Origin of the sequence: Endozoicomonas gorgoniicola, from assembly GCF_025562715.2 — a bacterium.
In the GTDB taxonomy this organism is placed as follows: domain Bacteria; phylum Pseudomonadota; class Gammaproteobacteria; order Pseudomonadales; family Endozoicomonadaceae; genus Endozoicomonas_A; species Endozoicomonas_A gorgoniicola.
Map to the genome: position 1 here is coordinate 642,390 of NZ_JAPFCC010000001.1, position 23,003 is coordinate 665,392.

The following is a 23,003-nucleotide window of genomic DNA, read 5'->3' on the forward strand; positions in this document are numbered from 1 at the left end:
TTGATTTGAACAGATCAAAATTTCTGAAGGATCAGACATGTGTACAACACCCTCACTACGTCCTATGTTCGCATTTCCCGGCTGGGTAATCGAGCAGATTGATATTGATTGGGAAGTCAAACAAGCTTTTGTCTATCTCCGCAGGGATGGCCGAATTCAGCACGAGAAATGCAGTCAATGTGAAACCCCTATGGGACAAATGAAGACAAAAGATCGGTGTGTCCAGGATTTACCACTGGGAGTTCTACAGGTAAATCTTCTCTTCACAGCTTTTCAGGGCCGCTGCTCACACTGCAACAATATTGAAACCGTTACTATTCCTGGTTTAACTCCCAAGGCTCAGGCAACCGATCGCCTTAAACGACACGTCAGCCATTTATGTCGCTATATGCCCTGCGACAAGGTGCCTGAATTCATTGCTATATCCGGTGGTACTGCCCGTCGTTGGGATAAAGAGATGCTGCTGAGAATGCTTTCAGCTCCAAAGCGTGACGGTATTCGCGCTCTGCTCATTGACGAAAAATCCATTGGCAAAGGCCATCAGTATCTTACCGTTGTTCTTAACGCCGACTCAGGAGAAACCCTCTTCCTTGGTGAAGGCAAGCGAAAAGAGACTCTGGATGAGTTCTTGAGCAGCCTGACTGAAGAGCAAAAAGCGAGCATCGAGTGTGTTGGCATAGACCGTGGTGGCAGCTATCAGGCTTCGGTGAAAGAGCACTTGCCCAATGCGGATATTGTATACGACAAGTTTCACATTATTGCCAATTATAATGATGTGATAGATCAGATAAGGCGCAGGGAGTGGCGTCAGGCTGAAGAAGAGAACAAGCCCTTTATCAAGGGTCAGCGGTTCAACCTGTTCATGAACCCTGAGAACCTGACTCCAAAGCGAGAAAGCAGTCTGAAAGAGCTCTTGAGCATGAACGAGGATCTCAATCAGGCTTACATCCTGAAAGACATGCTCAAACAGCTATGGACGTACACGTACAAAGCGTGTGCCGGCAAGTTTCTGGATAGATGGATAGAGTTAGCAAAAGAAACCGGAATTGCAGAACTTAAGAGGTTTGCTAAGGGCTTGGACAGGGCAAGAGAGGGCTTGCTGTCGTACTGCCATCATCGTATAACCAGCGCGAAGATTGAAGCTTTCAATGGAGTCATCAAACGGATTATCTACAAAGCTTGTGGCTACAATGATCTTGATTACCTCTATCTTAAAATCAGGCAGGAGGCTGTAAAATGATCAGCCAACCTGTAAAAGAGCCGAATATTATGTGACAGGCTCCTGCGCGGTTGCTGTACAGACTCGTCGTGATGCAGAAGCATCGTTGGGTTGTTTTGTTCTGGCAACCAACGATACAGATACAGCCCGGCTTGACGCTGGCGAACTACTGAGGACGTATAAATCCCAGCAGCAGGTTGAGAGAGGTTTTCGCTTCCTGAAGAGCCCTGATTTTCTGGTGTCTTCACTGTATCTCAAAAAACCTGAGCGTATTGAGGCCCTGTTAATGGTGATGACACTCTGTCTTATGGTCTATGCTGCAATTCAGCATCGAATCCGCTATGAACTGAAAAGGCAGAGCCGAACGTTCCCGGACATGAAGAAGAAACCAGCCCAGAACCCAACGGGCAGATGGGTTTTCCTGTGCTTTGATGGGATTCATGTGCTGTCGGTTAACGGGACGGAGAAACACATGGTTGGAATATCGGAGAGGCAATCGACGATCATTTTTATTTTGGGCTCAACGTACCAAGAAATTTATTCCTGAATAGGGTGGTGAATGACGGGTATGCAGTAATTTTTAAGGCAAAAATAAAAAACTTGATAATGATTATTTCTCTACAGCAGAGAAATGAGAAATCTTGCATTTGAAAAATATGGCTGCAAAGGGTTTGATTCGTGTTCTGAAGGAGATTATGAGATTGTAATATCATATTGGGAATCAAAAGAACAAATTCAAGCTTGGAAAAATGATAAGAAACACCAAATTGCCCAACGCTACGGGCAGAAAGAATGGTATAAATCATATCAAGTACAGGTTGTCGAAGTTTTACATGATTATAAAAAAGAAGCTAAAGGTGATTAAGTGTCAGAAATAATTATCAGGCATAGTGAAGTAGCAGATATTCCTGAGATCAAAAGAATTTACGAAGGTAAGGTTGCTTCATCTGGTACGTTACAGCTACCTTACTCTTCAATGCAGTTATGGCAATCAAGGCTTGAAAACCTACCAACAGGTTTTTGCAGTTTGGTCGCCGAGCAGAATTCTGAGATCATTGCACAGGTTGGTTTCGAGGTTTACCAAAATCCACGCAGGAAACACGTTGGTAGTTTTGGTATGGCTGTTAAAGATTCACACCAGAACCAGGGTGTTGGTTCAAAACTCTTGTCAGAGATAACTAACTTAGCCGATAACTGGTTAAATTTAAGACGAATTGAAATCACAGTATTCACTGATAACGAAGCGGCTATTTGCCTCTATAAAAAGCATGGTTTCACCATAGAAGGTGAATCACCAGACTACGCATTCAGGAATGGCAAGTATGTGAGTGTGTATCACATGGGGAGAGTACGCACATAACAAATGGTTGCAGTTCGTTCGCTTCGCTCACCCGACGTGCCTTCGGCACGCGGCTGAACCAGGCGTTAGGTGCCTGAGGTCAAACAAAGGTTTATATCTTAAGGTTCTGTCTGCGCTGCGAGTTTTACACAGAGCCAATATGCAACTTCTGTTTGTGTTGAGAGTTTTTTTGTTTGGTGTTTCTGGCAGTAATTTCAGATCAACCTTCAGCTTTGATTCTGTTCCACGGTTAAGTTATTTCAAACTTTCAGCCTTTTGGTTTCGTGAACTTTGGGACTAATGAGTTTCCCTCAGGGTTGGTGAAAGTTCAGTGTTTCTGGCGAGTAAGTTTTCGTTCTCATTTAAAGAAAAGGGTAACTGGGTATTCCAGCGCATTCGGCCACCAATTCCGGTAACATCCGGCCACCTGTTCCAGTGTATCCGGCCACCCCTCTTCGGAGCGTAGCGACGCATCGGATAGCAGCTTAGGACGTAAGTTCTGAATTTGCCAGTTTTGACTGTTTCTTGCGCAGGGAGTCGCCCTTCAGTGGCACCCGGTGAGCGTTGTGAATCAGCCTGTCCAGAATGGCATCTGCCAGTGTTGGATCGCCGATCAATTCATGCCAGTGATCTACCGGCATCTGACTGGTGACCAGGGTGCTTTTTACATTGTGCCGGTCTTCTACTATTTCTAACAGGTCACGTCGTTGGCTTTCTGTCAGAGTTGATAGACCCCAGTCGTCTAAAAGAAGAAGGTCAGTTTTTGCCAGTGCTGTCATCAGTTTCACATAGCGACCGTCAGCCCTTGCCAAGTTCAGATCTTGCAGTAATCTCGGCAGCCTGAGGTACTGCACTGTGTACCCATCCCGGCAGGCCTTTTGTGCCATTGCACAGGCTAGCCAGGTTTTTCCCACACCTGTCGGCCCTGTAATGATCACGTTCTGATGCTCCCGTATCCAGTGGCTGGATAACAACTGCTGTATCTGGTCTCGTTTAAGACCACGGGGGTGACGATAGTCTATGTCTTCCATGCAGGCATCATGACGTAGTCGTGCTTTTTTAAGCCTTGTTTTTAAACGCCGGTTATCCCTTGCGGTCACTTCACGGTCAATCATTAAGCCGAGCCGCTCATCAAAGGACAGCTGCTCTATATCCGGACTTTTAAGCTGCTCATCCAATGCTTCGAGCATACCGGTAAGCTTCAGAGCCTGAAGCTTTTCCATCGTAGGGTTCATTAACATTTTTATTCTCCTGTCGTCGTTAGTTAAAGTAGTCTGAACCCCGAAGGTTCTCGTGCTCATCAGGCAACAACGTCTCTGTCTCCAGTTCCGGAAGCGGTTGCTGATCGAGATTGTGCTTCAGGATTGACTCTATGCTCCGGTAAGTGCAGGTGTCTGCATAAAGTGCACGACGACAGGCGTTTTCAAGTCGGTCATTACCGTAGCCTTTGGCTAAACGGATGATGCCCTGACAACTTCGGTAACTCTGTTCAGGATAACGCCGTGTTGCAAGGACGCGCTGGATGACGGCTGCGGTTTCAGGTCCGATTTTTGCCGCCCAGCTTTGCATTCGCTCTGGTGTCCACTCGGCATATTTACGGTGCTTTTCCGGCATGTGGCTGGCTTGAGTAGTATGCCTGCCCTTATGCTGCGAACGCCGGTGGCTGGCGACTCTTTGCCCCTTATGGAAGCACTCAATCGTCTGACTGGTCATGCGTATACTTAATTGCTTTTTGACCAGCTGATAAGGGACCGAGTAGTAGTGTTTGTCGACCTCTACGTGGTAGTCAATATGTACTCGTGCCTCTTTCCATTCTGCGTATTGATAACGCATTTCAGGCAGTGGGCGCAGTGCAGGCTTATCAAGAGAATCAAACAATGAGCGACGGCTGCCGGACAGTTTCTGGAACGGTTGGTTATTCAGTTCTGTCAGTAACCCTGCAATAGCCTCATTGAGTGAAGCCAGAGAGAAGAATGTCTGGTGACGTAAACGCGCCAGTATCCACCGTTCAACTATCTGGACAGCAGACTCGACCTTACCTTTATCTTTGGGGGATCGTACCCGCGCAGGTACGACAGCGACATTATAATGTTCGGCCAGGTCTTGATAAGTAGGATTGATCTCAGGCTCATAACGATGAGGATGCTTCACGCCACTTTTCAGGTTGTCCGGCACCAGGTTATTGGGTACTCCACCCAGGTATTCAAAGGTACGCACGTGAGAGCCTATCCAGTCTGGCAAGGACTGAGATAATGTGGCTTCTGCATAGGTGTAACTGGAGGCACCAAGCGTCGCAATAAACACCTGCGCCTGCTGAACCTCCCCTGTGTGCTGATTAACGACAGGAACCGTCTGTCCAGCGTAATCGATGAACAGCTTGTCGCCTGCAATATGATTTTGGCGCATAACAACATCAAGATGCGTTCGCCACTCTCTGTAGCGGTCACTGAACCAACTGTACTGATAGCCGTCAGGATGATTGGTCTTGTATTCCTGCCAGAGTACCATCAGGGTGACACCGGACTTGCGAAGTTCCTGATGAATTTCGCTCCAGTCTGGCAAGGCCAGTTGCCGTTTTGAGGCAGGCGGCTGAACGGGAAACAGTTGTTGATCCAGTGTCGTCTCATCCAGATTAGACGACAAAGGCCATTCCAGTCCGGAAGCAGCAAACCGGTTAAGGTAATCACTGACGGTTGCTCTGGAAATATTGCAGCTACTGGCAATCTTCCGGATGCTGAGTTGGTGCTCGAATTTGAGCCTGAGTACTTCACGAATTTTGCGCATGGGCAGTCTCTTCATGATGCTATCCACTCGTCCTTGAGGAGGTCTCAAGCTTGAGGGTAGCGGTGAATTATGGGACTGCGCCACTGGTCGGTAAGGGGGTGGCCGGATGTAACGGAATCAGTGGCCGGATACTAACGGAATGGGTGGCCGAATGTAAGCGGAATCGGTGGCCGGATGGCTCCGGAATACCCAGGTAACGCCAGTATTAACTTGGTCACCTTCTCAGCAAATGCTGACAGTGGGTGCATGTTAACTTGATGGTTTTGGGGTCGGTTCCAAAGTTGAGCTTCAAAAAGCTCTATGCTTTTTTGTCTCAGAGTTTTAATTCAACTCCTCTGCCTTTCTCAGCAGTTTATAGCGGTGATTCCGCAGCAAACGGCAAGAGGAGTTGTTTCAAGTTGGGTGCCAATAAACAACAATGGAGTTGCGAGGGCACCTAACAAATGGTTGCAGTTCGTTCGCTTCGCTCACCCGACGTGCCTTCGGCACGCGGCTGAACCAGGCGTTATGCGTAATTAATCGAGTTCTGTGTATGAAAATAATAGAAGCAAGAAAAACAGATTTAAATTCATTCTTTATATATCTCGAAGAGCATCTCTTAGAAAATGGAGAGAATGCAGATTTTCTTTTTCAGCCTGTGTCTAGAAATCAGAAAAAACTAGCTGAATCTACAAAAGATAAATTCACAATTGCTTTCTCAAATGAGTTTGGAGAATCTGGTTGGAGAAAGCTCTGGGTTGCTAAAGATGAATCAGGAAAGATAAGAGGTCATATAGATTTACGCCCTCATAGTGATGTGAACTGTCAGCACAGGGTTTTACTTGGCATGGGAGTTGATAGCTTATATCGGAAGCAAGGTATTGGCACAGAGCTGATTAAAACAGCTATAAACTTCTGTCAGGAAAATAAAGTCATTGACTGGCTAGACCTTTGTGTTTTATCTGAAAACACTCCTGCAAGAAATCTATATCTTAAGAATGGTTTCAGTATTGTAGGTGAATTTCAAGATCAATACAGAATTGATGGTCAATCTATTTCTGAAACAGCAATGACCATGGGTGTATAAAATTACGCATAACAAATGGTTGCAGTTCGTTCGCTTCGCTCACCCGACGTGCCTTCGGCACGCGGCTGAACCAGGCGTTATGCGCCAAAGTGAATCTCAACATCCATACTCTTGTGAAGAATTCTGACAATTTCTATCTGTTTCTTGCTGGATTGCTTGAAAAATATTACATGACTACCTTGAGGAAATTTCAAGTAGCCATTTCTAATTTCATCACAGGATTTTCCAATATCTGGTCGATCAGATAGTAAATGGAAAGTGTCATCAAACTGCTTTAAGTAAAGGTTCCGTTGTGCTTTACCCCAGCGTTTCATAGTGAATTTAGCGATTTCTTTTAAGTCGGCCTTGGCTTTCTGGGTTAAAATAAAAGGCTTCATTTTCTGTCTTCGCTATCCAATTCATCAATTAAGGTATCGTAGTCGTATTCAGCAAAACCACTATCTTCACCTTCTATAAGCAAATTTCTGAGAGTGTTAAGTTTGGTCTCCTTGCTTTCCAGTAAGCGTAGAGCTGCACGAATAACCTCACTAGCAGAGCCATAGCGACCACTGTCAACCTGACTAGAAATAAACCAATCAAAGTGTTCACCCAAGGTTATACTGGTGTTTTTAGCCATTTTAAGCCTCCTGATCTGGTAACAAATACCAATATATACCTGATTATGGTATATAGTACTCATAAGTCAAGCAGGCGCATAACAAATGGTTGCAGTTCGTTCGCTTCGCTCACCCGACGTGCCTTCGGCACGCGGCTGAACCAGGCGTTATGGTGCTCATACAAAACAATGAAGATCGCTCATATTAATCCCGATAATTATCTTGAAACTAATGAAGGAAGGGTGTGGACTCCTGAACGCAGCAAAGCAGCTTGGGAGTCTGCATATTTAGATTTTGAGAATATTTTGAAGAGAAGCTCGGGTATTGCTGATGTCTACATAGTCTTTGGTGTTCAAGGTTCAGGAAAAACAACGTGGATACGTAATCATGAGCCAACAAAACCGTCAATTTATTTCGATGCAGCTCTTCCAGCTAAAAAGCATCGAATACAAGCAATATCAATTGCAAAAAAATATGCAAAACAAATTCACGGTGTATGGATTAAAGTACCATTGGTGATTGCTAAGTCACAAAATATGGCTAGATCGCAAGATAAGCAAGTATCTGAAAGCGCTATTGAAAGTGTCTTTAAGCAACTTGAGGCACCTGAACAATCTGAAGGATTTGATCATCAGATTATTTTATCGACACATTTATAACAAAAATTTATTACTTAAAGACCGCACCATAACAAATGGTTGCAGTTCGTTCGCTTCGCTCACCCGACGTGCCTTCGGCACGCGGCTGAACTAGGCGTTAGCTGTAGCCAGAGTTCAGTGAATGGTTTTTATCCGTTACTGTGTTCTTGTCGTCAAGTTTTTTGGTTCTGAGCTGCTTTCAGCAAAGAAGAAAAACTCAGCAAGTCAGGTTCAGTACAAGCTGGCGAGAGAGGACGGTGCATTTTCCAGCGTACAATGCCGACCATCGAATCAAGAGTTTTTGGCTCATTCCATTCGCATCACCTCCTGAGCTTGTGGTCGGCAAGCGGGTTCAGTGCTTTTTTCCCTCGTGCAACGCCAGCGCAAACGCCAGAGTCTGTCTCTGGGGCATAAAATCTCTGGTTTATTCTGCTTCTCAACCTTTTGACTCTGTGCCAGTTGCCAGTTCAGAGAAAAAAATGTTGGGCAAAAATCCTCAAGTTCATTCTTTAAATGCTACAGCTAAATCGGGTAGCCGGAGGTCTCTAACCTCCAGCCCCCACATCACACCGGCGTGCGGGTCCGCACCGGGCGATTCACCGAGGGTGGTGAAACCTGATCCACAAGTCTTTCAGGGAAACAAGCCCGAGTTTACTGAGAAAACTGTCGTTTAATGCTAACTGTGCCGCATAGGTTTTGCTTAGCCGGTAATACCCTTTGCTACTGGCTGCAATCGAGGCGGCCTTGATGTGATCAACACCTAACCTGATCAAATTTCTGTAACGGGTTTTCGGCTTTCGCCATTGTTTGATAAAACAACAGCGAATCCGCCGACGTATCCATTGATCCAGTCGCGGTATAGGACTGTAATATTCGGTTATCCTGAAATAACCCATCCAGCCCCGGATATATTCGGCCAGCTTCTTCAAGCGATATTCCATCGATACTCCCCAGCTTCGGCTGGTGAGTTTCAGGATTTTTCGCCTGAAGCGGTTCAGACTCTTCTCCGACCAGCGGATTCGCTTCCCTGTGAAGGTAAAACTCAGGAACTCAGCTTCGGTAGCTTTCACCACCTTGCTCTTTGTCGGGTTTATCCTCAGTTTCAGCTTGCGCTCAAGGTAACGTGTGATGCTTTCCATCACTCGCTCCCCGGCTCGCTGGCTGCCAACGAGGATCACAAAGTCATCGCAGTAGCGTGCGAAGCAATGCCCCCGGTACTCCAGTTCCTTGTCCAGGTCATCGAGAAGGACATTCGACAGCAGCGGTGAAAGTGGACCGCCTTGTGGCATACCTACCCGGGTTGGGTAGCATTGCCCATCAACCATGACGCCAGCACGAAGGTAGCGGCCAATCAGCTTCAACAGACGCTTGTCGTGAATCTTTCGAGAGACTCTCGACATAAGAACATCATGGCTGACCGTATCAAAGAATTTACTCAGATCAACATCAACCGCCTGATGCAGCCCCTGCTTAATGTATCGATTAACCTGTTGTACAGCGTCTTGTGCAGACCTTCCCGGTCTGTAACCGAAGCTGCTGGGAGAGAAGTCAGGATCAAAGATGGGTGATAATACCTGCACAATGGCCTGTTGTATCACTCGATCCATGACTGTCGGGATGCCCAGCAACCGTTCTCCACCATCGGGCTTTTCTATAACAGCCCGAAGGACGGGAGATGGTCTGTAAGTCCCATTGAGTAAGGCTTGGCGCGCTGAAGGCCAGTGCTGACGGGCAAAGTCAGGATAGGCTTTAATGGTGATCCCATCTATTCCGGGAGCCCCTTTGTTACTTCTGACTTGTTTCCATGCTTTCAGCAAATTGGCAGGTTCCAGTGCGCAACTCAGTAGATCGTGGTTCAAAGCTGGTTAAAGATTCTTTCGCCAACTCCAGTGAGTCGCCGGACGGCTGCACTGTGTTGAGGGAATCAGTCTCCTCTTTTCGTCGGTGTTCAGTCCTTCGTTGACGACTTCCAATCGGATTAACGACTTCTGTCGAACAACTACTATGACGTCTGCTGACTTCTGTTCAATCACCACACAGAATTACTTCTGCAGGCGCTATTGGTGGTCATCGGGTTTGCTCGAACAGGGTGATGAACCCTGTCCGCCGAGCCTGTTGTAACCAGTGGCTGAGAACTGGGATTGACCAATCGCATGTTGAACAGACCTCCCCGGATAAGAGCATGAACTTTCAGTACACAACCGCCGCATTTACCGTATCTCTCAAACCAGAGGGCTTTGTGATCCTTGGCTCACTCGCCCACGAGACTCGGCCTTGTATACGATTTCTGTCCGTCGGCTCGCACTTTTGCAGTCAGACTGCCTCCGCACAACCCCTCGTGAGATTGCACTTGCCTTAAGCTAGTGGTTATCATCGGTGGGCTTATTCGGCTCCAGATCCGATGCTGGTTTACCCACAGGGGACTTTCACCCCATAAGTTCATGCCCATGCCGGGCGTACCAAATGGTTGCAGTTCGTTCGCTTCGCTCACCCGACGTGCCTTCGGCACGCGGCTGATAAAGGCGTTAGCTGCTATACATCATTCGCAAATTTTGAGGGACATGATGGTTATATTTCCTGATACAGAGAAAAAGCTCAAATCTAAAATTTCGAGTTATAAATCATCCATGAAAAAGGAGAAAAAAGACATTGGATTTATAAGCGACGGGAGTGGTAAAAGGTATATTCTGTTTAGCTTATATTTTGTTCTAAATGATTTGGATAAATTCGAAGAATATGTGGGATGGTATAACGAGGAATTTCCAGATGATATGGGGGAACCAATCCAAAAATTATGTTGGTCTCTTGGTTTATATCGAGCAAACAAAATAGTTGAAGCAAGATTTATGCTTGCTGAACTTATGCTTTTAAATCTGTACTTGATCCCGCACGTGATAGGCGAAAATCTAGAGCACGAGCATGATATTTGGCATTCAACTAATTTTCATTATTTAGATTACGTACACGACTTACCAAAAGAAGTGAAAGATAATATTAAGAACTCCGAAATAGAGTGGATGAGAGAATGTTATAATTCACCAGATTTTAGTCGCATAAGAAAACGCTACATCGAAATATATCACAAGCTTCTAACAGTTCGAGAAATTGAAGAAAGAAGAGTTTTACTCAAAGAGTCATATTCATTATTGAGTTCACTGTGACAACGCAGCTAACAAATGGTTGCAGTTCGTTCGCTTCGCTCACCCGACGTGCCTTCGGCACGCGGCTGAACCAGGCGTTATAAGCCTTAAAGAGAGTATTGAGTGTGACAGATAAATTTTTTCAAAACAAAAATTATCAGAAAGGAATAAATGATTTCCTAGATGTGGTAATTAGGTATGCAAAAGATCATGAAGATCAGCAAGAAAGAATAAATGTTGTTTCTGTTGTTTTAACAAGTATGCTAAAAGCTCCAAATGACTGGGATAAATACTGCCAATTTAATGTTGACATGATTGGTGATAATTTCATCGAAAGTATGAGAGAATTTAAAAGCAATGAAGCTGAGTACTTTCTTAATGTATACGTAGACTGCTATAGATTTTTAAGTGAAATTTCTTTTTCCATGCCTAATGCAATGGCACTGACTTAAGGCTCCAGCCCTTGATATAAAAAGGCTTGCCCAAGAAGAAAATGGACTATAAAAGTCATGTAACAATTAACGCCCTGAGCAAGCCCATGACCAAGTTTAGTCCAGAATATCTCAGCCTCGCTGACGACCTTCGCAGACAGTACGCACTGACTGGAGATGAAAACCTTTCCGGCATACTCACAAACGAAGACCTTGACAACTTCCAGTCACAATACAAGGGCGGCAGGGTTAGAGATTTCCCACCAATAAAGACACTCGGCCTGTTTATGCACCAGGCTGCGAGTGAAAATAAATCTTGCTGCAATGCCCTGATTGCTGATACCAGAGATCAGGTAGCCATGGGGCTAGAGCCAGGCAAAACCAGTAACAGCGCTTACTGCAAAGCAAGACAGCGTCTTACTGAATCGAGCCTCGTGACGCTACTGACCCAATCCGGTAATAATCTGGACAACTCCAGTCCGGAGTCATGGCGTTGGTCTAATCGTCGGGTAGTCATTGCTGATGGCTCGACACTCTCTATGCCTGATACCGTTGCAAACCAGAAAGCCTACCCGCAACACGGCTCGCAAAAAAAGGGGTCGGAAATCCGCTCCTGAGAATAGAAGTGCTTACGACATTGGGCAGTGGTGCGGTATTGGGCTACGCTGTCGCCCCGCACAAAGGCAAACAGACTGGTGAAACCGCACTGTTCAGGCAGCTTGTAGGACACCTCAGAGCCAACGATATCGTTCTTGGGGACGCTATCTTTGAAAATTATTTTTTGGTCGCACTACTCCAGTTAGGTGACATCGATGCTGTCTTCGAAAAAAACGGTGCTCGTCATGTGGATTTCAGGCAATGCGATCAGAAGCTGGGCAAAAAAGATGGGCTGATACGTCTGGAGAAACCTCCACGCCCGGACTGGATGAGCCGTGAGTACTACGACCAGTGGGTTCCTGATGAATTGATGGTCAGGATTGTGAAAAGCAAAAAACGCATTATCGTCACAACCCTGTTGGATGCTGATAAATACCCACGGTCAGAGATTGTGAGCCTTTACCTTGCCCGCTGGCATATTGAGCTGGATTTAAGATCCATCAAATGCCTCATGAAGATGGATGTACTGCGTTGCAAAACACCGGAGATGGTCAGGAAGGAGATTACTGTCCACCTGCTGGTTTACAACCTGATACGAACCCTGATGGCACAAGCCGCAACAGGGCTGAGAAAACAGGCTCGAGAGATGAGCTTTAAGGCAGCGCAGGAAACGATACAGGAGTTTCATGTGCTTCTGCTACAGACAGAGATATCACTACTGCCAAAGCTGGTAAAGCACATGGTACAGATTGTATCGGAGCATATTGTAGGGAACCGACCGGGTCGTAGTGAGCCCAGAGCAGTAAAAAGACGACCAAAGCCCCATAAAAGGCTTCAACACTCAAGAGCAGAAGCACGCAGACTGACCGAGTATCAACGGGGTAAAGCTTAAGTCAGTGCCATTGATGCCTAATGATTTAAACATGGACTTACGCCACGCAAAAGAATTTATAGAACGCGATGAAGAAAATCTGAGTGGCATACATAAAGATCAAGTTAGATATGCTAGTTTATACATGCTGACTGAGATCAGTAAGCGCATAATACATCACAAAAACATTGAACAGGCTGTCAATTTACACAAAAGGCTTGATTCAATTGAGGGTGAAAATAAGAGATGGAGTGATGAGTACAATAATAGAATTGAAAAAATAAACGGGCTATCAGCAAAACTTATAGAATATGAGACGGGTTATAATTTTGTAGCCCTATATAAGGGGTTTAGTGACATTGCTGAAGAAAAGAAAAAAGAGCTCAGTAAGTTGTTTTTGTCATTGATTGTAATGGGTATTATTATCATTCTACCTTTAGCGTTAGAAATAACATATATTTTTAAGAATATAGATATAATTTCCAGTAAAAAAGAAGCCTTGCTTCTGATGCTGTTACCTATAGCCTCATTGGAAATTATCTTAATCTATTTCTTTAGAATTATTTTAATGAATTATAAATCAGTTAAGGCGCAACTACTTCAAATAGATTTGAGGAAAACATTATGTCAATTTATTCAGAGTTATGCTGACTATGCAAAAGATATACGAGAGAAAAGTAGCACATCTTTAGAAAAATTTGAAAGTATTATCTTTAGTGGAATATTAACAACTGATGAAAATCTTCCAAGTACATTTGATGGATTAGAACAGATCATAAAAGCTGTTAAAGCAGCAAAACCGAGTTGATCGGCTTATAACAAATGCTTCCAGTTCGTTCCGGGGCTTCGCCCCTCCACCCGACGTGCCTTCGGCACGCGGCTGAAGCAAGCGTTATGTGGCTCAAAAAACATCGAGGAAAATATGAATACACAAGAATTAAAATCTATATTTCTGAAGTCAGTAAATGAATACACAGAAGAACTTTTCAATATAGGAAAAGCTCCAGAATATACTAATAAAATATTCAAAACTGTGTTACCAAAATTAGCTAAAGAGCTTGAACTTGAGCCTAAGAAAGAATTTGTTCCAGGAAATGTTGATTTAGCTTTATTAGAAACAACAAGTGATGGTTTCAAAAGACCTTTGTGGGTTATTGAACATGAGAACAATGGTGCTAAGGCATATGAAGAGGTTACTAAATTATCTTTACTAAGTTCTCCAAACAAATTCTTAATAACCTACATTTGGGATAATCGAGAGGGAAGAGATGGCATATTAAAAGAATGGGCAAAAATAATCTATAACCTTGATATGAATAATGAGATAGGGAATTTTAAAAAGTTCTATATCGCAATTGGTTCAATGAATCCATATAGTTCAGAACAACTTCCTAATAAATTTGTTCAAAACATCGAAGATGCATGGGAGTTTTATGAATATTCAGATTCGAAATTTCACCGAGTGTAACGCCACATAACAAATGGTTGCAGTTCGTTCGCTTCGCTCACCCGACGTGCCTTCGGCACGCGGCTGAACCAGGCGTTAGGGCTCCCACAAAATAATCAAAAAAGGCCACCATAAGGCAGCCAATATATGTTGAAAAAAGTATTTGTTAGGGTGAAAGTCTCATATTGACTGGTACTATCATTCTGTCTTCTGCGAAGGGAACGGGATGACATTATCTACTCCTGTTTTCGTAACCTTACAGCAATAAGTCACTGCCAGTAGCTTCCAACCATTGTCGAACAGCTTGCTCTGGATTAATGACCTAACCCGAATATTTCATAAATGAGCAACAAGTTCCGGAAAAAACATCCCATTCTGATTTTTTCGGAGGTCTGTTGCTCTACTGTCCATGAAAAAGGTATTACAACCCGAACTCACCATTAATTCGGATGTTTTTTGATCAGCACCTGCTTTTTCAGGACAACAGAATTCCCCAACACTCTTTCTGTTGGTCGCTATTTTATTCTGATTGAGTTTATGAAGCTGACTATCCCGGTCGAGGCAGCGGCATTGAATAAAAGACTTCGGTTATATGCTGCAAAAGCCCTTTTATTGGACAGCTGCGGGGCAAGTGAAGTTTGATTCGGTCTTTATACTCAACCACTTTAACCGCGACCTTACAAAGTTTTGTGATCACGGTTGATGGCTGTGCCTTTTCCAGCTCCGTACCTTTCAGTGCCTTGGTTCTCAGCTCATAGTGAAGAACATAAGCAGCGCAGGCGTAAAACATTCTCAGGTGATTTGCCAGAAAGCCTTGATCTGACAAGCGATCACCGGACAAATCACTTTTCAGATGCTTAATGAAGTTCTCATCCTGCCCTCTGGGACAATAAAGGTCTTCATATATTTCCTCGGGGGAAGCCTCCATCATCGAAGTCACAATAAAGCGGGGATTGTCGCCTTTCTGGTTGACCTCTGCCTTATAGATTATCCGGGTGTCCAGCCCTTTCCAGCTTTTTGCCTGATAGTCCGTTTCTCCGTAGAGCCTGAGTCGCTCAGGCTCTGGCATGTTGTTCAGTTTTGCCAGCCCGGTTTTAACGTCGAGAGCTTTCCGCGCTTCATCCAGCAACTCTTTGGCTTTAGGTCGCAAGGCCGTCTTGTGTCCTGCGCCTTTTCCCAGCACGTAGTCGGAGTGAGGGTCATCCTGAACAACCTGCATTAACTCTGGTTGGGCAAAGTGGCTATCCCCACGAACCAGTAAATGGGTTTTCGGCCATCTTGTACGGATCAGCTTAATGAGGCGCTGGAGAATAGCTGCATTCTCTCGGCCTGTGGGTGTTTTTCCAGGACGCAGGATCGAAGTGATCAGCTTGCCGCTGAGCCCCTCAAAGATCATTAAGGGCAAGTAACAGTAGTCTTGATATTTGGCGTTGAACAGGTTCATCTGCTGGCCGCCATGGGTGATAGCAGGCGTATGATCCAGGTCGATAATGATGGCTAATGGCGGGTATTCATAACTGCTGATGAAGTGATCAGCCAGTGCTTTGGTCATATTATAAATATCCCGTTTGGTCATGGACTGACCAAGCCTTGTATACGTTGGAGCGGAAGCCAGATGGTTATCATCGTCCAGTGGGTTTCTTCCATTGGCAAGCTTAAAGATTGGGTCTTTACGCAGATGGTTGCTGTCGTTTGCATCTTCATAACCACAGGCCATTTGCAAAACTCTTTGGGCAATGAGTTCTTGCAGGGTGTGGTCGATGTAGGATTGATGACGTTTATCGTCAATGCCGTCAGTCAGCCTGGATATGATACCGCTGTGAAGCATTGTTTCACGTAGCATCAGGGCGCCAAAATCAGAGGATAATTCTCCGCCATTGAAGTCTGCCCGGATAGTTTTTCCGTTGGAGGGGTGAAAACGAAGCTGTTCTTGTGTAAATTTGTTCATGGCAAGTTCCGGTTTGCTTCTTCCGAAGCATTTTTTTGGTCGACCCAATTATATCAAGTGATTGGGCGGAACTTGCCTCTTTTTATGAAATATCCGGGCTAAGAGTCAGAATTCCTTGGCCTCCCGGATGTCGCCAACGCATACCCGAACACTTCATACGCTGCGTTACCAAAGTTTTGCAAGCCGCCTCAATGACTCCCGAACCTATCGGCAGATTCTGTGACAAGTGTTCAGCGTATTGCATACGAGCGCGATTGTTCCTGAAATATTCCAGCTCTGTTTTCAGCTTTGATCGTCGAGGATGTCGCTTGTGCTGGTAAGCCAGTGCCTTGATCACTTTCTCAACCCCTTCAGGCTCTTCCTTTAGAATGTGGCGATAGGTGGTGAATTTTTCTTTGGATTTAGCACTGTTTTCGCCATAGGACAGATCAAATGCCTTCTTCAGGTGTTCTGCAGCATGGTAAAAGTCTACGATCTCATGGCCTTCCGGGAGTTCATTGGCAAGGAAAGTCCAGTTGTCTTTCGCTCCGTCTGCCACTTTGACCAGAGTCAGGTCAGGCTTTTGCCGAAGGGCTTCATCCAGCAGTTCAGAGAGTGAGTTCTTCAAAGTTACTTTTTTACTTTCGGGCATACGCCCGATTCTGACAGTTGACAGGCGTTCACCCTGAGTATCGTAAAACGACAATGTTCCACAACTGGCCTCCTGGCAACCGGCTGGACCACGGGTTCGCTTACCGTCGTTTTTATTTTGTTCGCGTTTTTCCTTACGCTTGCCGTCTTTCATTGGCAGCATAACACCGTCGAGAGACGCTGCCGCAGTCACCGCCTTTTCTGGAACTTTAACGCTTTCCCAGAGGATACCCTCAAAGGCTTCCCTGTTTGGCTCCCATTGATTGTTAAACTTCTTCGGGAGTCGAGCCAGAGAGCTTTCCGAAGGCGACATATTGCCCATCAGATCAAGCAGGCTCTTCACGTCGCCCGGTGGCATTTGAGCGACCATCCAGATAGCTTGCTTTGCCGCCCTTGGTGTCCAGTATCTCTCGACAATACCCGCCCGGAGTTCCAGCGGGACGATGCAGCGATCCTGACCGTTGCGGTAGAGCGTTCGTGGAACGTTGATGGAACCGGCAACGGTCTGATAGGTTTCTGAACTTCGCAATACTCGATGGTAACAGGTGCCGTTGACTTCAATGACCGGAGTGTCAACATCAAGTCCGGATAAGTCTTCTTCCAGAACACCTCGCTCTGCCTGAGCAAAAAGCTTGTGAACTTCACCTTCATAATCTTCAAAGTGCTGAATGGGGTCGAACTGTTGACGTAGAGCTGCCAGTTTATGATCAAGCTGCTGAATTGCATGACAGGAAGAATTGGCGACTTCAGTCAGTGGCTGACATACTTCCATCGGGGCGGCCTCTCACTAATATGGTGTCGTTTTATCAGTAAACATCATAGCGGTGTTTGGCCGTTACCCTTGCTGAGCAGGAAAAATTTGTTGCTACTGCATACTTATTGGGCTGCAGACCCTGAAAAGAGAGTCAATATGAGACTTTCACCCATTTGTTAGTCTTCAAACCACTCTCTAGCCAAAGTGGTTAGCCCTTGGAAGTCTTTAACTTGTAATTCACGTAAAGTCGGTTGATGAAAGTGACTGAAGCAAGCAGAAACGCATTCTCCCCAATTTTGATGATTACCTTCTTTTTTAATGTAACCATCAAAGCCATGAGATGGCATACATTCTTTCGTATTGACTATCAGCGCATTTAGTAGAGGGAGTCCATGATAAATGCAGAAGTCACCAAGCATTCCAGCATAATGGCCGACCATGTTATGCCCGAGGCCACACGCATTTTCAATTTCGTTATAAGGCACAAGCCGCTTTGATCGAGCTGCTAGAATCATGTAGCGTAATAGGCAGGCAAAAACATCAGGACGTATTTTAACTGACATACGGTTCTCCACGAAGAAAATCAAGTATGTTTCGAGTCTGAAAAGGCTATAGCAGCTATTCGTGACTCTATGATTTTGGCTTTCAGTTAGTGAATTCGGCTTACGTTCGTACGAACAGGTAAACCACAAAAGCTTCCAAGTTCGGAAGTAAGATAAAACATAGTGGATATTTACAGTGAGGCAAGATTTTTTTTAAACGATAGGCCCGCCCTAACAAAAACTTCCAGTTCGTTCCGGGGCTTCGCCCCTCCACCCGACGTGCCTTCGGCACGCGGCTGAAGTTGGCGTTATGCGCTTCAATCCAATGCAAACTCAAATATTGATATCATTATATGATACTATAATCTATAGTATCTTCTATGAATGCTAAACACCGAAAAACGCTCATAGCGATATTTAAAGATCCAGCTCCAAAACAGCTGGAATGGAAAGCCATAGAAGCTCTCCTTATCGCTGTCGGAGCCGAAGTTATCGAGGGGCGCGGATCGCGTGTAAGGTTCCACAAGGTTGGGGAAATTGGAACTTTCCACAGACCACACCCGAAAAAAGAGGCAAAGCCGTATCAGGTGAAAGATGCACGAGATTTCCTAATCAGAATTGGAGTCAGGCCATGAACACAATGACACATAAAGGTTATGCAGCCAGCATAGAATACAGTGACGATGATGAATGCTTTATTGGTCATATTGCAGGCATCAAGGATCGAGTTGGTTTTCATGGAGAGTCAGTAACAGAACTCAAGGATGCCTTCCACGAGGCAGTTGAAGATTATCTCGAAACTTGCGCAGCGGTTGGTAAAGAACCTCAGAAACCATATTCAGGCAAGCTGATGCTCCGCATTCCTCCAGAGCTTCATGCTACGATTGCAACAGCCGCCCAGGTTAGTGGTCAAAGCATTAACCAATGGATTTCAAGAGCATTGGTTCAAGCTTCTCGCATATAAGTCAGCGCATAACAAATGCTTCCAGTTCGTTCCGGGGCTTCGCCCCTCCACCCGACGAGCCTTCGGCACGCGGCTGAAGCAGGCGTTATGCAGCCATACAAAACAAAAATATTATGAGTAAAATTGCAGTTTTATCGGATATTCATAGCAATGTCTGGGCATTAGAATCAGTAATCAAAAATGCAAAAAAGAAAGGGGCAAAAAAGTTCGTAAATCTTGGCGATATCTTATACGGACCACTCGCTCCAAAAGAAACTTATGAACTTTTGCGATCCGAAGAAATGATTACTATCAAGGGGAATCAGGATCGCCAAATTTATGAGGCTAATCCAGAGGGAATCTCGGAAAATCCTACAATGCAGTTCATATTTGCAGAATTACCAAATGAAGCTCTGGAATGGATGAAGTCTTTACCTGCGTCATTATCTCTCCCAGAAGATATTTTTCTGTGTCATGGAGTCCCTGATAATGACCTGGTTTATATGGTCGAAGATGTATCATCCGGTATACCGAAGGTCAGGAATGAACATGAAATAAGACGGTTTCTTAGCAACGTATCAGAAAAGCTTGTCCTGTGTGGTCATTCACATATTCCAAGAATTATTGAGCTTACAAATAAGCAGCTTATCGTGAATCCGGGCAGTGTTGGTCTACCTGCATACAAAGATGAAGATCCGACATTGCATATTATGCAAAATTATTCCTCTCATGCTTCATACGCAATGATTGAACGCTGCACTACAGGCTGGAATGTTGAGTTTCTTAAAGTACCATATGAACTAAATAGTGCTGTGAATGCAGCGAAAGCAAGAAATCGCAATGACTGGGCTTTTGCACTCAAATCTGGTAGAGCTGCATAACAAATGGTTGCAGTTCGTTCGCTTCGCTCACCCGACGTGCCTTCGGCACGCGGCTGAACCAGGCGTTATCTGCCTAAAGTAGCTTCCAGTTTCTTCATAAACTCAGTGTGAACATACGGAGTCATATCAGGCTCGTAGTTGTCCATATCGTATTGCTTGAAGCGTTTGTAGCATTCATCAAGCAATGCCAGAAGCTCATGCCTCTTTACGGTCAGCTCAATTAACTTATCCTCTACGACGTGAGAATACATAGCCTCTCCGTCCAGCGTGGCTTCAACCCTATCCTCTTTAGTAACAATGCAGTTGTCGTCGATCCATTTATCCAGATCGGGGGCAATATCAACTAAATCTAAATCCATGCTGCTAATCCTGTGTTAAGCGGCAGATAACAATCGCTTCCAATGGACGTGCCTTCGGCACGCCACTGAAGCGGGCGTTAGCTGTAGCCAGAGTTCAGTGAATGTTTTTCATCTGTTACTTTGTTCTTGTCGTCAAGTTTTTTGGTTCTGAGCTGCTTTCAGCAAAGCAGAAAAACTCAGCAAGTCAGGTTCAGTACAAGCTGGCGAGAGAGGGTGGTACACTTTCCAGCGTGCAATGCCGACCATCGAATCAAGAGTTTTTGGCTCATTCCATTCGCATCACCTCCTGAGCTTGTGGTCGGCAAGCGGGTTCAGTGTTTTTTCCCTCGTGCAACGCCAGCGCAAACACCAGAGTCTGTCTCTGGGGCATAAAATCTCTGGTTTATTCTGCTTCTCAACCTTTTGATTCTGTGCCATTGGCCAGTTCAGAGAAAAAAATGTTGGGCAAAAATACTCAAGTTCATTCTTTAAATGCTACAGCTAACAAATGGTTGCAGTTCGTTCGCTTCGCTCACCCGACGTGCCTTCGGCACGCGGCTGAACCAGGCGTTAGGTTTCTATTTAAAAAAGGTAGCTATGAAAAATAAATATATGTACAGATATAAGTACCTGCCTTTTGATGAAGGCTCAAAGTGTATTTTAACTAAAGGCACAATAAAGTTTTCAAACCCTACAAAATTTAATGATCCTTTTGATTGTTTTCCATACTACGATATAGAATCAATCAATAGATTACCAGAAACAAGAAAAGAGCTTGTTCGAGAAGCTTCAAACCAAAGTGGATTTAGTCCAGCAGAGCATATAAAAAATAAAAGAAAAATTATTAATAATATAAAGAGTTCTTTTGAAAATAAAAATTTTGCAACAAGCATTTTGGACAGTGTAGGGGTAGTAAGTTTAACAAGAACTCCTGTTAGTATATTGATGTGGTCACACTATGCAGATTTTCATAAAGGCTTTGTTGTTGAGTTCAAGATACCCGTAATGTTGCCAGAACGAGAAAAATATAGAATGGATCGATGGCTCCCTTGCCTCAAAGTCAAATACTCAAAAAATAGACCTATCTTAAAGTACGGAATGGATAATCACCAACAACTTTTGAATAAAATCCTACTAACCAAAAGTCGGATATGGAAATACGAGAAAGAGGAAAGGGTTATAGATACAAAAAATGGTCCTGGAATTAGAACCTATCTCAGAGATAAATTATTATGCAGCGTTATTGCTGGAGCAAAGATGGAGCAAGATGATTTTAAAGAGTTATCTGGCTCTTCGCCGTTTCATATGGATTTCAGTAAATCCGCTACAGGGCTGGCAATCATATAGATCATCATCAGAAAAGTTCCTGTATTTCGATAGCCCCTTGCTCTGCTTCTGGCTGCCTGAAACAAGCTGTTCAGCCCTTCCATGCGAGCATTGGTATAGGTTGAAGACCATCGTTGTATTATCTTATCAGCGTGACTCTCTACCGTTGATAATGCCTTACGTACCGGAACCAGAATTTCACACTCTCCCAGTTCAGATTTTGCATATTTGATGAAATGCGTTAACCTCCAGCGAGCCGCCTGCGCTGTTTTGGCCTTCCGGATCCAGCGGAGCTTTTCCTTGATTCGCCATGCTATACCAGTTTTCAAGTCACTGCTTTCCAGTTCGGCAAGTGCTTCCACCTGTTTTTCAGTAAGTGGCCCATCTGCCTTCTTTAGCACTGCCCAGCGCAAACTTTTCGGATGCTGCCCCAGTTTTCGCTCCTCTTTGCGGACATCGTCAACAGCCCGGGTAAACAGCTGAACAACGTGGAACCAGTCAACAGTGACGTTGGCTTGCGGCAGCTCTTCTTTCACGGCGGCCAAGAACGCTTTTGACATATCGCAAACCACCTCAAGCACATTATCTGCCTGGCCTCCATGCTTCTCCAGAAACGCCCTGAACTCCTTAATAGTACCTTTGCCCTTACCTGTGGTGGCAAAGATTACGGGCTTGTCGTGCCTGTCCATATCAATGAAAACGGTAACATAGTTATGACCTCGTTTTGAGGCCGTTTCGTCCAGCCCTATAGCCTTCAGAGATGACAGATCCATTTGCAGTAATGCCTGACTGACGTAATGCTTGATCACCCGCCATATACGCTTGTCATTGACTCCAATATGTTTGGCACAGGCTTTGACCGGCATCTCCCTGACCAGAGACAGCAACGCCTGTTCAAAAAGAAGGGTAAACTTACTGTTCTCTCTGGCCCAGGGAACATTTACACGAAGAGTGCCGTGTTCTTCACAGGTTGTCCGAGGTACTTTAGCGGTGATATAGCAATGATGCTGAAAAAAGTTCAGATGCTGCCAGGTTAGTTCCTTAAAGTCATGCGTCGGGCAAGCCTTACCGCATTTGGGGCAGGGAAACAGGCTGCCACGATCAGCGCTGACTCTGAGTCTGAGTTGGTTGGGCTTCTGGGATGTATCGAGGTGTTGATCAACTATTTTCCAGGGTGCCTGCAAACCAAGACCAAGCATGAAAATCTGGTTACCATCCATGAACAATTGCGAAACCTGTGTACTTTATTTGGCGGGTAATTATCAGTCAGATAACCGTACTAAATCCATAGCAAACAGCGAGGAACCAGTTATCTTCAATTGTTAATGACGTTAATTTACAAACCGATCATAACGTAAAGTTATACAGAGCAAGACAGTCAGAAAAAGAATACAAAATTTTTATACTAGGTCATCGAGTATCTAAAGAGAACGAAACCTAACAAATGGTTGCAGTTCGTTCGCTTCGCTCACCCGACGTGCCTTCGGCACGCGGCTGAACCAGGCGTTAGGTG

At 44.9% G+C, this 23,003-nt stretch carries 25 protein-coding genes and 1 pseudogene; 16 read left to right on the forward strand and 10 right to left on the reverse strand.

Annotated elements, in window-relative coordinates; all coding sequences use genetic code 11:
* Positions 1-37: 37 nt before the first annotated feature.
* The 4 genes and pseudogenes from NX722_RS02965 to NX722_RS02980 all read left to right on the forward strand — a co-directional run bounded on the left by NX722_RS02965 (position 38) and on the right by NX722_RS02980 (position 2,579).
* The gene (locus NX722_RS02965) at positions 38-1,240 is read left to right on the forward strand and encodes an ISL3 family transposase (RefSeq protein ID WP_262563783.1); all 1,203 of its coding nucleotides are present in this window, start codon (positions 38-40) and stop codon (positions 1,238-1,240) included.
* Between the two features lie 22 nt (positions 1,241-1,262).
* A pseudogene (locus tag NX722_RS02970) lies at positions 1,263-1,766 on the forward strand (IS1634 family transposase); the annotation flags it as partial.
* An 84-nt stretch (positions 1,767-1,850) separates the two neighbouring features.
* Positions 1,851-2,084, forward strand: a complete 234-nt coding sequence (locus NX722_RS02975) for an antibiotic biosynthesis monooxygenase family protein (RefSeq protein WP_262566658.1) — start codon at positions 1,851-1,853, stop codon at positions 2,082-2,084.
* On the forward strand, positions 2,085-2,579 hold the full coding sequence (locus NX722_RS02980) for a GNAT family N-acetyltransferase (protein ID WP_262566659.1): 495 nt from the start codon (positions 2,085-2,087) through the stop codon (positions 2,577-2,579). It begins immediately after the preceding gene.
* 464 nt (positions 2,580-3,043) lie between these two features.
* Here the strand turns inward: NX722_RS02980 and istB are convergent, their stop codons facing one another.
* A complete protein-coding gene (gene istB / locus NX722_RS02985) occupies positions 3,044-3,799 on the reverse strand; it encodes an IS21-like element helper ATPase IstB (protein ID WP_262564040.1) in 756 nt (251 codons plus the stop codon).
* A 19-nt stretch (positions 3,800-3,818) separates the two neighbouring features.
* Complete coding sequence (gene istA / locus NX722_RS02990) at positions 3,819-5,357, reverse strand: IS21 family transposase (RefSeq protein WP_262564039.1); 1,539 nt, start codon at positions 5,355-5,357, stop codon at positions 3,819-3,821.
* Between the two features lie 517 nt (positions 5,358-5,874).
* Here istA and NX722_RS02995 point away from each other — a divergent pair.
* Positions 5,875-6,408: a GNAT family N-acetyltransferase gene (locus NX722_RS02995; RefSeq protein WP_262566660.1), complete on the forward strand. Its 534-nt coding sequence runs from the start codon at positions 5,875-5,877 to the stop codon at positions 6,406-6,408.
* A 77-nt stretch (positions 6,409-6,485) separates the two neighbouring features.
* Here NX722_RS02995 and NX722_RS03000 read toward each other — a convergent pair whose 3' ends face one another.
* Both NX722_RS03000 and NX722_RS03005 read right to left on the reverse strand, forming a co-directional pair.
* Positions 6,486-6,785 carry a type II toxin-antitoxin system RelE/ParE family toxin gene (locus NX722_RS03000; RefSeq protein WP_262566661.1) on the reverse strand — a complete coding sequence of 100 codons (300 nt, stop codon included), beginning with the start codon at positions 6,783-6,785 and terminating at the stop codon, positions 6,486-6,488.
* Complete coding sequence (locus NX722_RS03005) at positions 6,782-7,024, reverse strand: type II toxin-antitoxin system ParD family antitoxin (protein ID WP_262566662.1); 243 nt, start codon at positions 7,022-7,024, stop codon at positions 6,782-6,784. The genes NX722_RS03000 and NX722_RS03005 overlap by 4 nt, the downstream gene beginning before the upstream one ends.
* A gap of 168 nt (positions 7,025-7,192) precedes the next feature.
* Here NX722_RS03005 and NX722_RS03010 point away from each other — a divergent pair, with 168 nt between their 5' ends.
* Positions 7,193-7,663, forward strand: a complete 471-nt coding sequence (locus tag NX722_RS03010; protein ID WP_262566663.1) for a hypothetical protein — start codon at positions 7,193-7,195, stop codon at positions 7,661-7,663.
* A gap of 575 nt (positions 7,664-8,238) precedes the next feature.
* On the opposite strand, the gene ltrA is transcribed toward NX722_RS03010, so the two are convergent.
* Positions 8,239-9,501, reverse strand: coding sequence for a group II intron reverse transcriptase/maturase (ltrA, locus tag NX722_RS03015; RefSeq protein ID WP_262565434.1), 1,263 nt, complete (start codon positions 9,499-9,501; stop codon positions 8,239-8,241).
* Between the two features lie 588 nt (positions 9,502-10,089).
* Between ltrA and NX722_RS03020 the strand changes: the two genes are divergently transcribed.
* From NX722_RS03020 to NX722_RS03045, 6 genes are all read left to right on the forward strand, one after another.
* Entirely contained in the window at positions 10,090-10,803 is a 714-nt protein-coding gene (locus NX722_RS03020; RefSeq protein WP_262566664.1) for a hypothetical protein, read from the forward strand.
* A 104-nt stretch (positions 10,804-10,907) separates the two neighbouring features.
* Positions 10,908-11,234 carry a hypothetical protein gene (locus NX722_RS03025; RefSeq protein ID WP_262566665.1) on the forward strand — a complete coding sequence of 109 codons (327 nt, stop codon included), beginning with the start codon at positions 10,908-10,910 and terminating at the stop codon, positions 11,232-11,234.
* A 41-nt stretch (positions 11,235-11,275) separates the two neighbouring features.
* A complete protein-coding gene (locus tag NX722_RS03030) occupies positions 11,276-11,830 on the forward strand; it encodes a hypothetical protein (protein WP_262566666.1) in 555 nt (184 codons plus the stop codon).
* 8 nt (positions 11,831-11,838) lie between these two features.
* Complete coding sequence (locus NX722_RS03035; protein ID WP_262566667.1) at positions 11,839-12,702, forward strand: transposase; 864 nt, start codon at positions 11,839-11,841, stop codon at positions 12,700-12,702.
* A 13-nt stretch (positions 12,703-12,715) separates the two neighbouring features.
* Positions 12,716-13,489, forward strand: coding sequence for a hypothetical protein (locus NX722_RS03040; protein ID WP_262566668.1), 774 nt, complete (start codon positions 12,716-12,718; stop codon positions 13,487-13,489).
* Between the two features lie 114 nt (positions 13,490-13,603).
* The gene (locus NX722_RS03045) at positions 13,604-14,149 is read left to right on the forward strand and encodes a hypothetical protein (protein WP_262566669.1); all 546 of its coding nucleotides are present in this window, start codon (positions 13,604-13,606) and stop codon (positions 14,147-14,149) included.
* 526 nt (positions 14,150-14,675) lie between these two features.
* On the opposite strand, the gene NX722_RS03050 is transcribed toward NX722_RS03045, so the two are convergent.
* The 3 genes from NX722_RS03050 to NX722_RS03060 all read right to left on the reverse strand — a co-directional run bounded on the left by NX722_RS03050 (position 14,676) and on the right by NX722_RS03060 (position 18,023).
* Complete coding sequence (locus NX722_RS03050; RefSeq protein WP_262563762.1) at positions 14,676-16,076, reverse strand: IS1380 family transposase; 1,401 nt, start codon at positions 16,074-16,076, stop codon at positions 14,676-14,678.
* Positions 16,077-16,158: 82 nt separating this feature from the next.
* Entirely contained in the window at positions 16,159-17,478 is a 1,320-nt protein-coding gene (locus NX722_RS03055) for a hypothetical protein (RefSeq protein WP_262566670.1), read from the reverse strand.
* A 158-nt stretch (positions 17,479-17,636) separates the two neighbouring features.
* The gene (locus NX722_RS03060; RefSeq protein ID WP_262566671.1) at positions 17,637-18,023 is read right to left on the reverse strand and encodes a hypothetical protein; all 387 of its coding nucleotides are present in this window, start codon (positions 18,021-18,023) and stop codon (positions 17,637-17,639) included.
* A gap of 359 nt (positions 18,024-18,382) precedes the next feature.
* Here NX722_RS03060 and NX722_RS03065 point away from each other — a divergent pair, with 359 nt between their 5' ends.
* The 3 genes from NX722_RS03065 to NX722_RS03075 all read left to right on the forward strand — a co-directional run bounded on the left by NX722_RS03065 (position 18,383) and on the right by NX722_RS03075 (position 19,826).
* Positions 18,383-18,637 carry a type II toxin-antitoxin system HicA family toxin gene (locus tag NX722_RS03065; protein ID WP_262566672.1) on the forward strand — a complete coding sequence of 85 codons (255 nt, stop codon included), beginning with the start codon at positions 18,383-18,385 and terminating at the stop codon, positions 18,635-18,637.
* A complete protein-coding gene (locus NX722_RS03070; protein ID WP_262566673.1) occupies positions 18,634-18,966 on the forward strand; it encodes a type II toxin-antitoxin system HicB family antitoxin in 333 nt (110 codons plus the stop codon). The genes NX722_RS03065 and NX722_RS03070 overlap by 4 nt, the downstream gene beginning before the upstream one ends.
* A 113-nt stretch (positions 18,967-19,079) precedes the next feature.
* A complete protein-coding gene (locus tag NX722_RS03075; protein WP_262566634.1) occupies positions 19,080-19,826 on the forward strand; it encodes a metallophosphoesterase family protein in 747 nt (248 codons plus the stop codon).
* 65 nt (positions 19,827-19,891) lie between these two features.
* Here NX722_RS03075 and NX722_RS03080 read toward each other — a convergent pair whose 3' ends face one another.
* The gene (locus NX722_RS03080; protein ID WP_262566674.1) at positions 19,892-20,185 is read right to left on the reverse strand and encodes a hypothetical protein; all 294 of its coding nucleotides are present in this window, start codon (positions 20,183-20,185) and stop codon (positions 19,892-19,894) included.
* A gap of 576 nt (positions 20,186-20,761) precedes the next feature.
* Between NX722_RS03080 and NX722_RS03085 the strand changes: the two genes are divergently transcribed.
* Entirely contained in the window at positions 20,762-21,511 is a 750-nt protein-coding gene (locus NX722_RS03085; protein ID WP_262566675.1) for a DUF2971 domain-containing protein, read from the forward strand.
* Here the strand turns inward: NX722_RS03085 and NX722_RS03090 are convergent.
* Entirely contained in the window at positions 21,466-22,710 is a 1,245-nt protein-coding gene (locus tag NX722_RS03090) for an ISL3 family transposase (protein ID WP_262566676.1), read from the reverse strand. The genes NX722_RS03085 and NX722_RS03090 overlap by 46 nt on opposite strands.
* Between the last annotated feature and the right edge of the window lie 293 nt (positions 22,711-23,003).

What these genes read in the sequence shown, in the direction of transcription:
- istB (WP_262564040.1), bottom strand. Translation starts at nt 3,799, where the DNA reads ATGTTAATGAACCCTACGATGGAAAAGCTTCAGGCTCTGAAGCTTACC.
- NX722_RS03045 (WP_262566669.1), top strand. Translation starts at nt 13,604, where the DNA reads ATGAATACACAAGAATTAAAATCTATATTTCTGAAGTCAGTAAATGAA.
- NX722_RS03010 (WP_262566663.1), top strand. Translation starts at nt 7,193, where the DNA reads ATGAAGATCGCTCATATTAATCCCGATAATTATCTTGAAACTAATGAA.
- NX722_RS03020 (WP_262566664.1), top strand. Translation starts at nt 10,090, where the DNA reads ATGCCGGGCGTACCAAATGGTTGCAGTTCGTTCGCTTCGCTCACCCGA.
- NX722_RS02995 (WP_262566660.1), top strand. Translation starts at nt 5,875, where the DNA reads ATGAAAATAATAGAAGCAAGAAAAACAGATTTAAATTCATTCTTTATA.
- NX722_RS03080 (WP_262566674.1), bottom strand. Translation starts at nt 20,185, where the DNA reads ATGGATTTAGATTTAGTTGATATTGCCCCCGATCTGGATAAATGGATC.
- NX722_RS03085 (WP_262566675.1), top strand. Translation starts at nt 20,762, where the DNA reads ATGAAAAATAAATATATGTACAGATATAAGTACCTGCCTTTTGATGAA.
- NX722_RS03030 (WP_262566666.1), top strand. Translation starts at nt 11,276, where the DNA reads ATGGACTATAAAAGTCATGTAACAATTAACGCCCTGAGCAAGCCCATG.
- NX722_RS03005 (WP_262566662.1), bottom strand. Translation starts at nt 7,024, where the DNA reads ATGGCTAAAAACACCAGTATAACCTTGGGTGAACACTTTGATTGGTTT.
- NX722_RS03065 (WP_262566672.1), top strand. Translation starts at nt 18,383, where the DNA reads ATGAATGCTAAACACCGAAAAACGCTCATAGCGATATTTAAAGATCCA.
- NX722_RS03000 (WP_262566661.1), bottom strand. Translation starts at nt 6,785, where the DNA reads ATGAAGCCTTTTATTTTAACCCAGAAAGCCAAGGCCGACTTAAAAGAA.
- NX722_RS02975 (WP_262566658.1), top strand. Translation starts at nt 1,851, where the DNA reads ATGAGAAATCTTGCATTTGAAAAATATGGCTGCAAAGGGTTTGATTCG.
- NX722_RS02965 (WP_262563783.1), top strand. Translation starts at nt 38, where the DNA reads ATGTGTACAACACCCTCACTACGTCCTATGTTCGCATTTCCCGGCTGG.
- NX722_RS03055 (WP_262566670.1), bottom strand. Translation starts at nt 17,478, where the DNA reads ATGGAAGTATGTCAGCCACTGACTGAAGTCGCCAATTCTTCCTGTCAT.
- NX722_RS03050 (WP_262563762.1), bottom strand. Translation starts at nt 16,076, where the DNA reads ATGAACAAATTTACACAAGAACAGCTTCGTTTTCACCCCTCCAACGGA.
- NX722_RS03040 (WP_262566668.1), top strand. Translation starts at nt 12,716, where the DNA reads ATGCCTAATGATTTAAACATGGACTTACGCCACGCAAAAGAATTTATA.
- istA (WP_262564039.1), bottom strand. Translation starts at nt 5,357, where the DNA reads ATGAAGAGACTGCCCATGCGCAAAATTCGTGAAGTACTCAGGCTCAAA.
- NX722_RS03070 (WP_262566673.1), top strand. Translation starts at nt 18,634, where the DNA reads ATGAACACAATGACACATAAAGGTTATGCAGCCAGCATAGAATACAGT.
- NX722_RS03060 (WP_262566671.1), bottom strand. Translation starts at nt 18,023, where the DNA reads ATGTCAGTTAAAATACGTCCTGATGTTTTTGCCTGCCTATTACGCTAC.
- NX722_RS03075 (WP_262566634.1), top strand. Translation starts at nt 19,080, where the DNA reads ATGAGTAAAATTGCAGTTTTATCGGATATTCATAGCAATGTCTGGGCA.
- NX722_RS03090 (WP_262566676.1), bottom strand. Translation starts at nt 22,710, where the DNA reads ATGGATGGTAACCAGATTTTCATGCTTGGTCTTGGTTTGCAGGCACCC.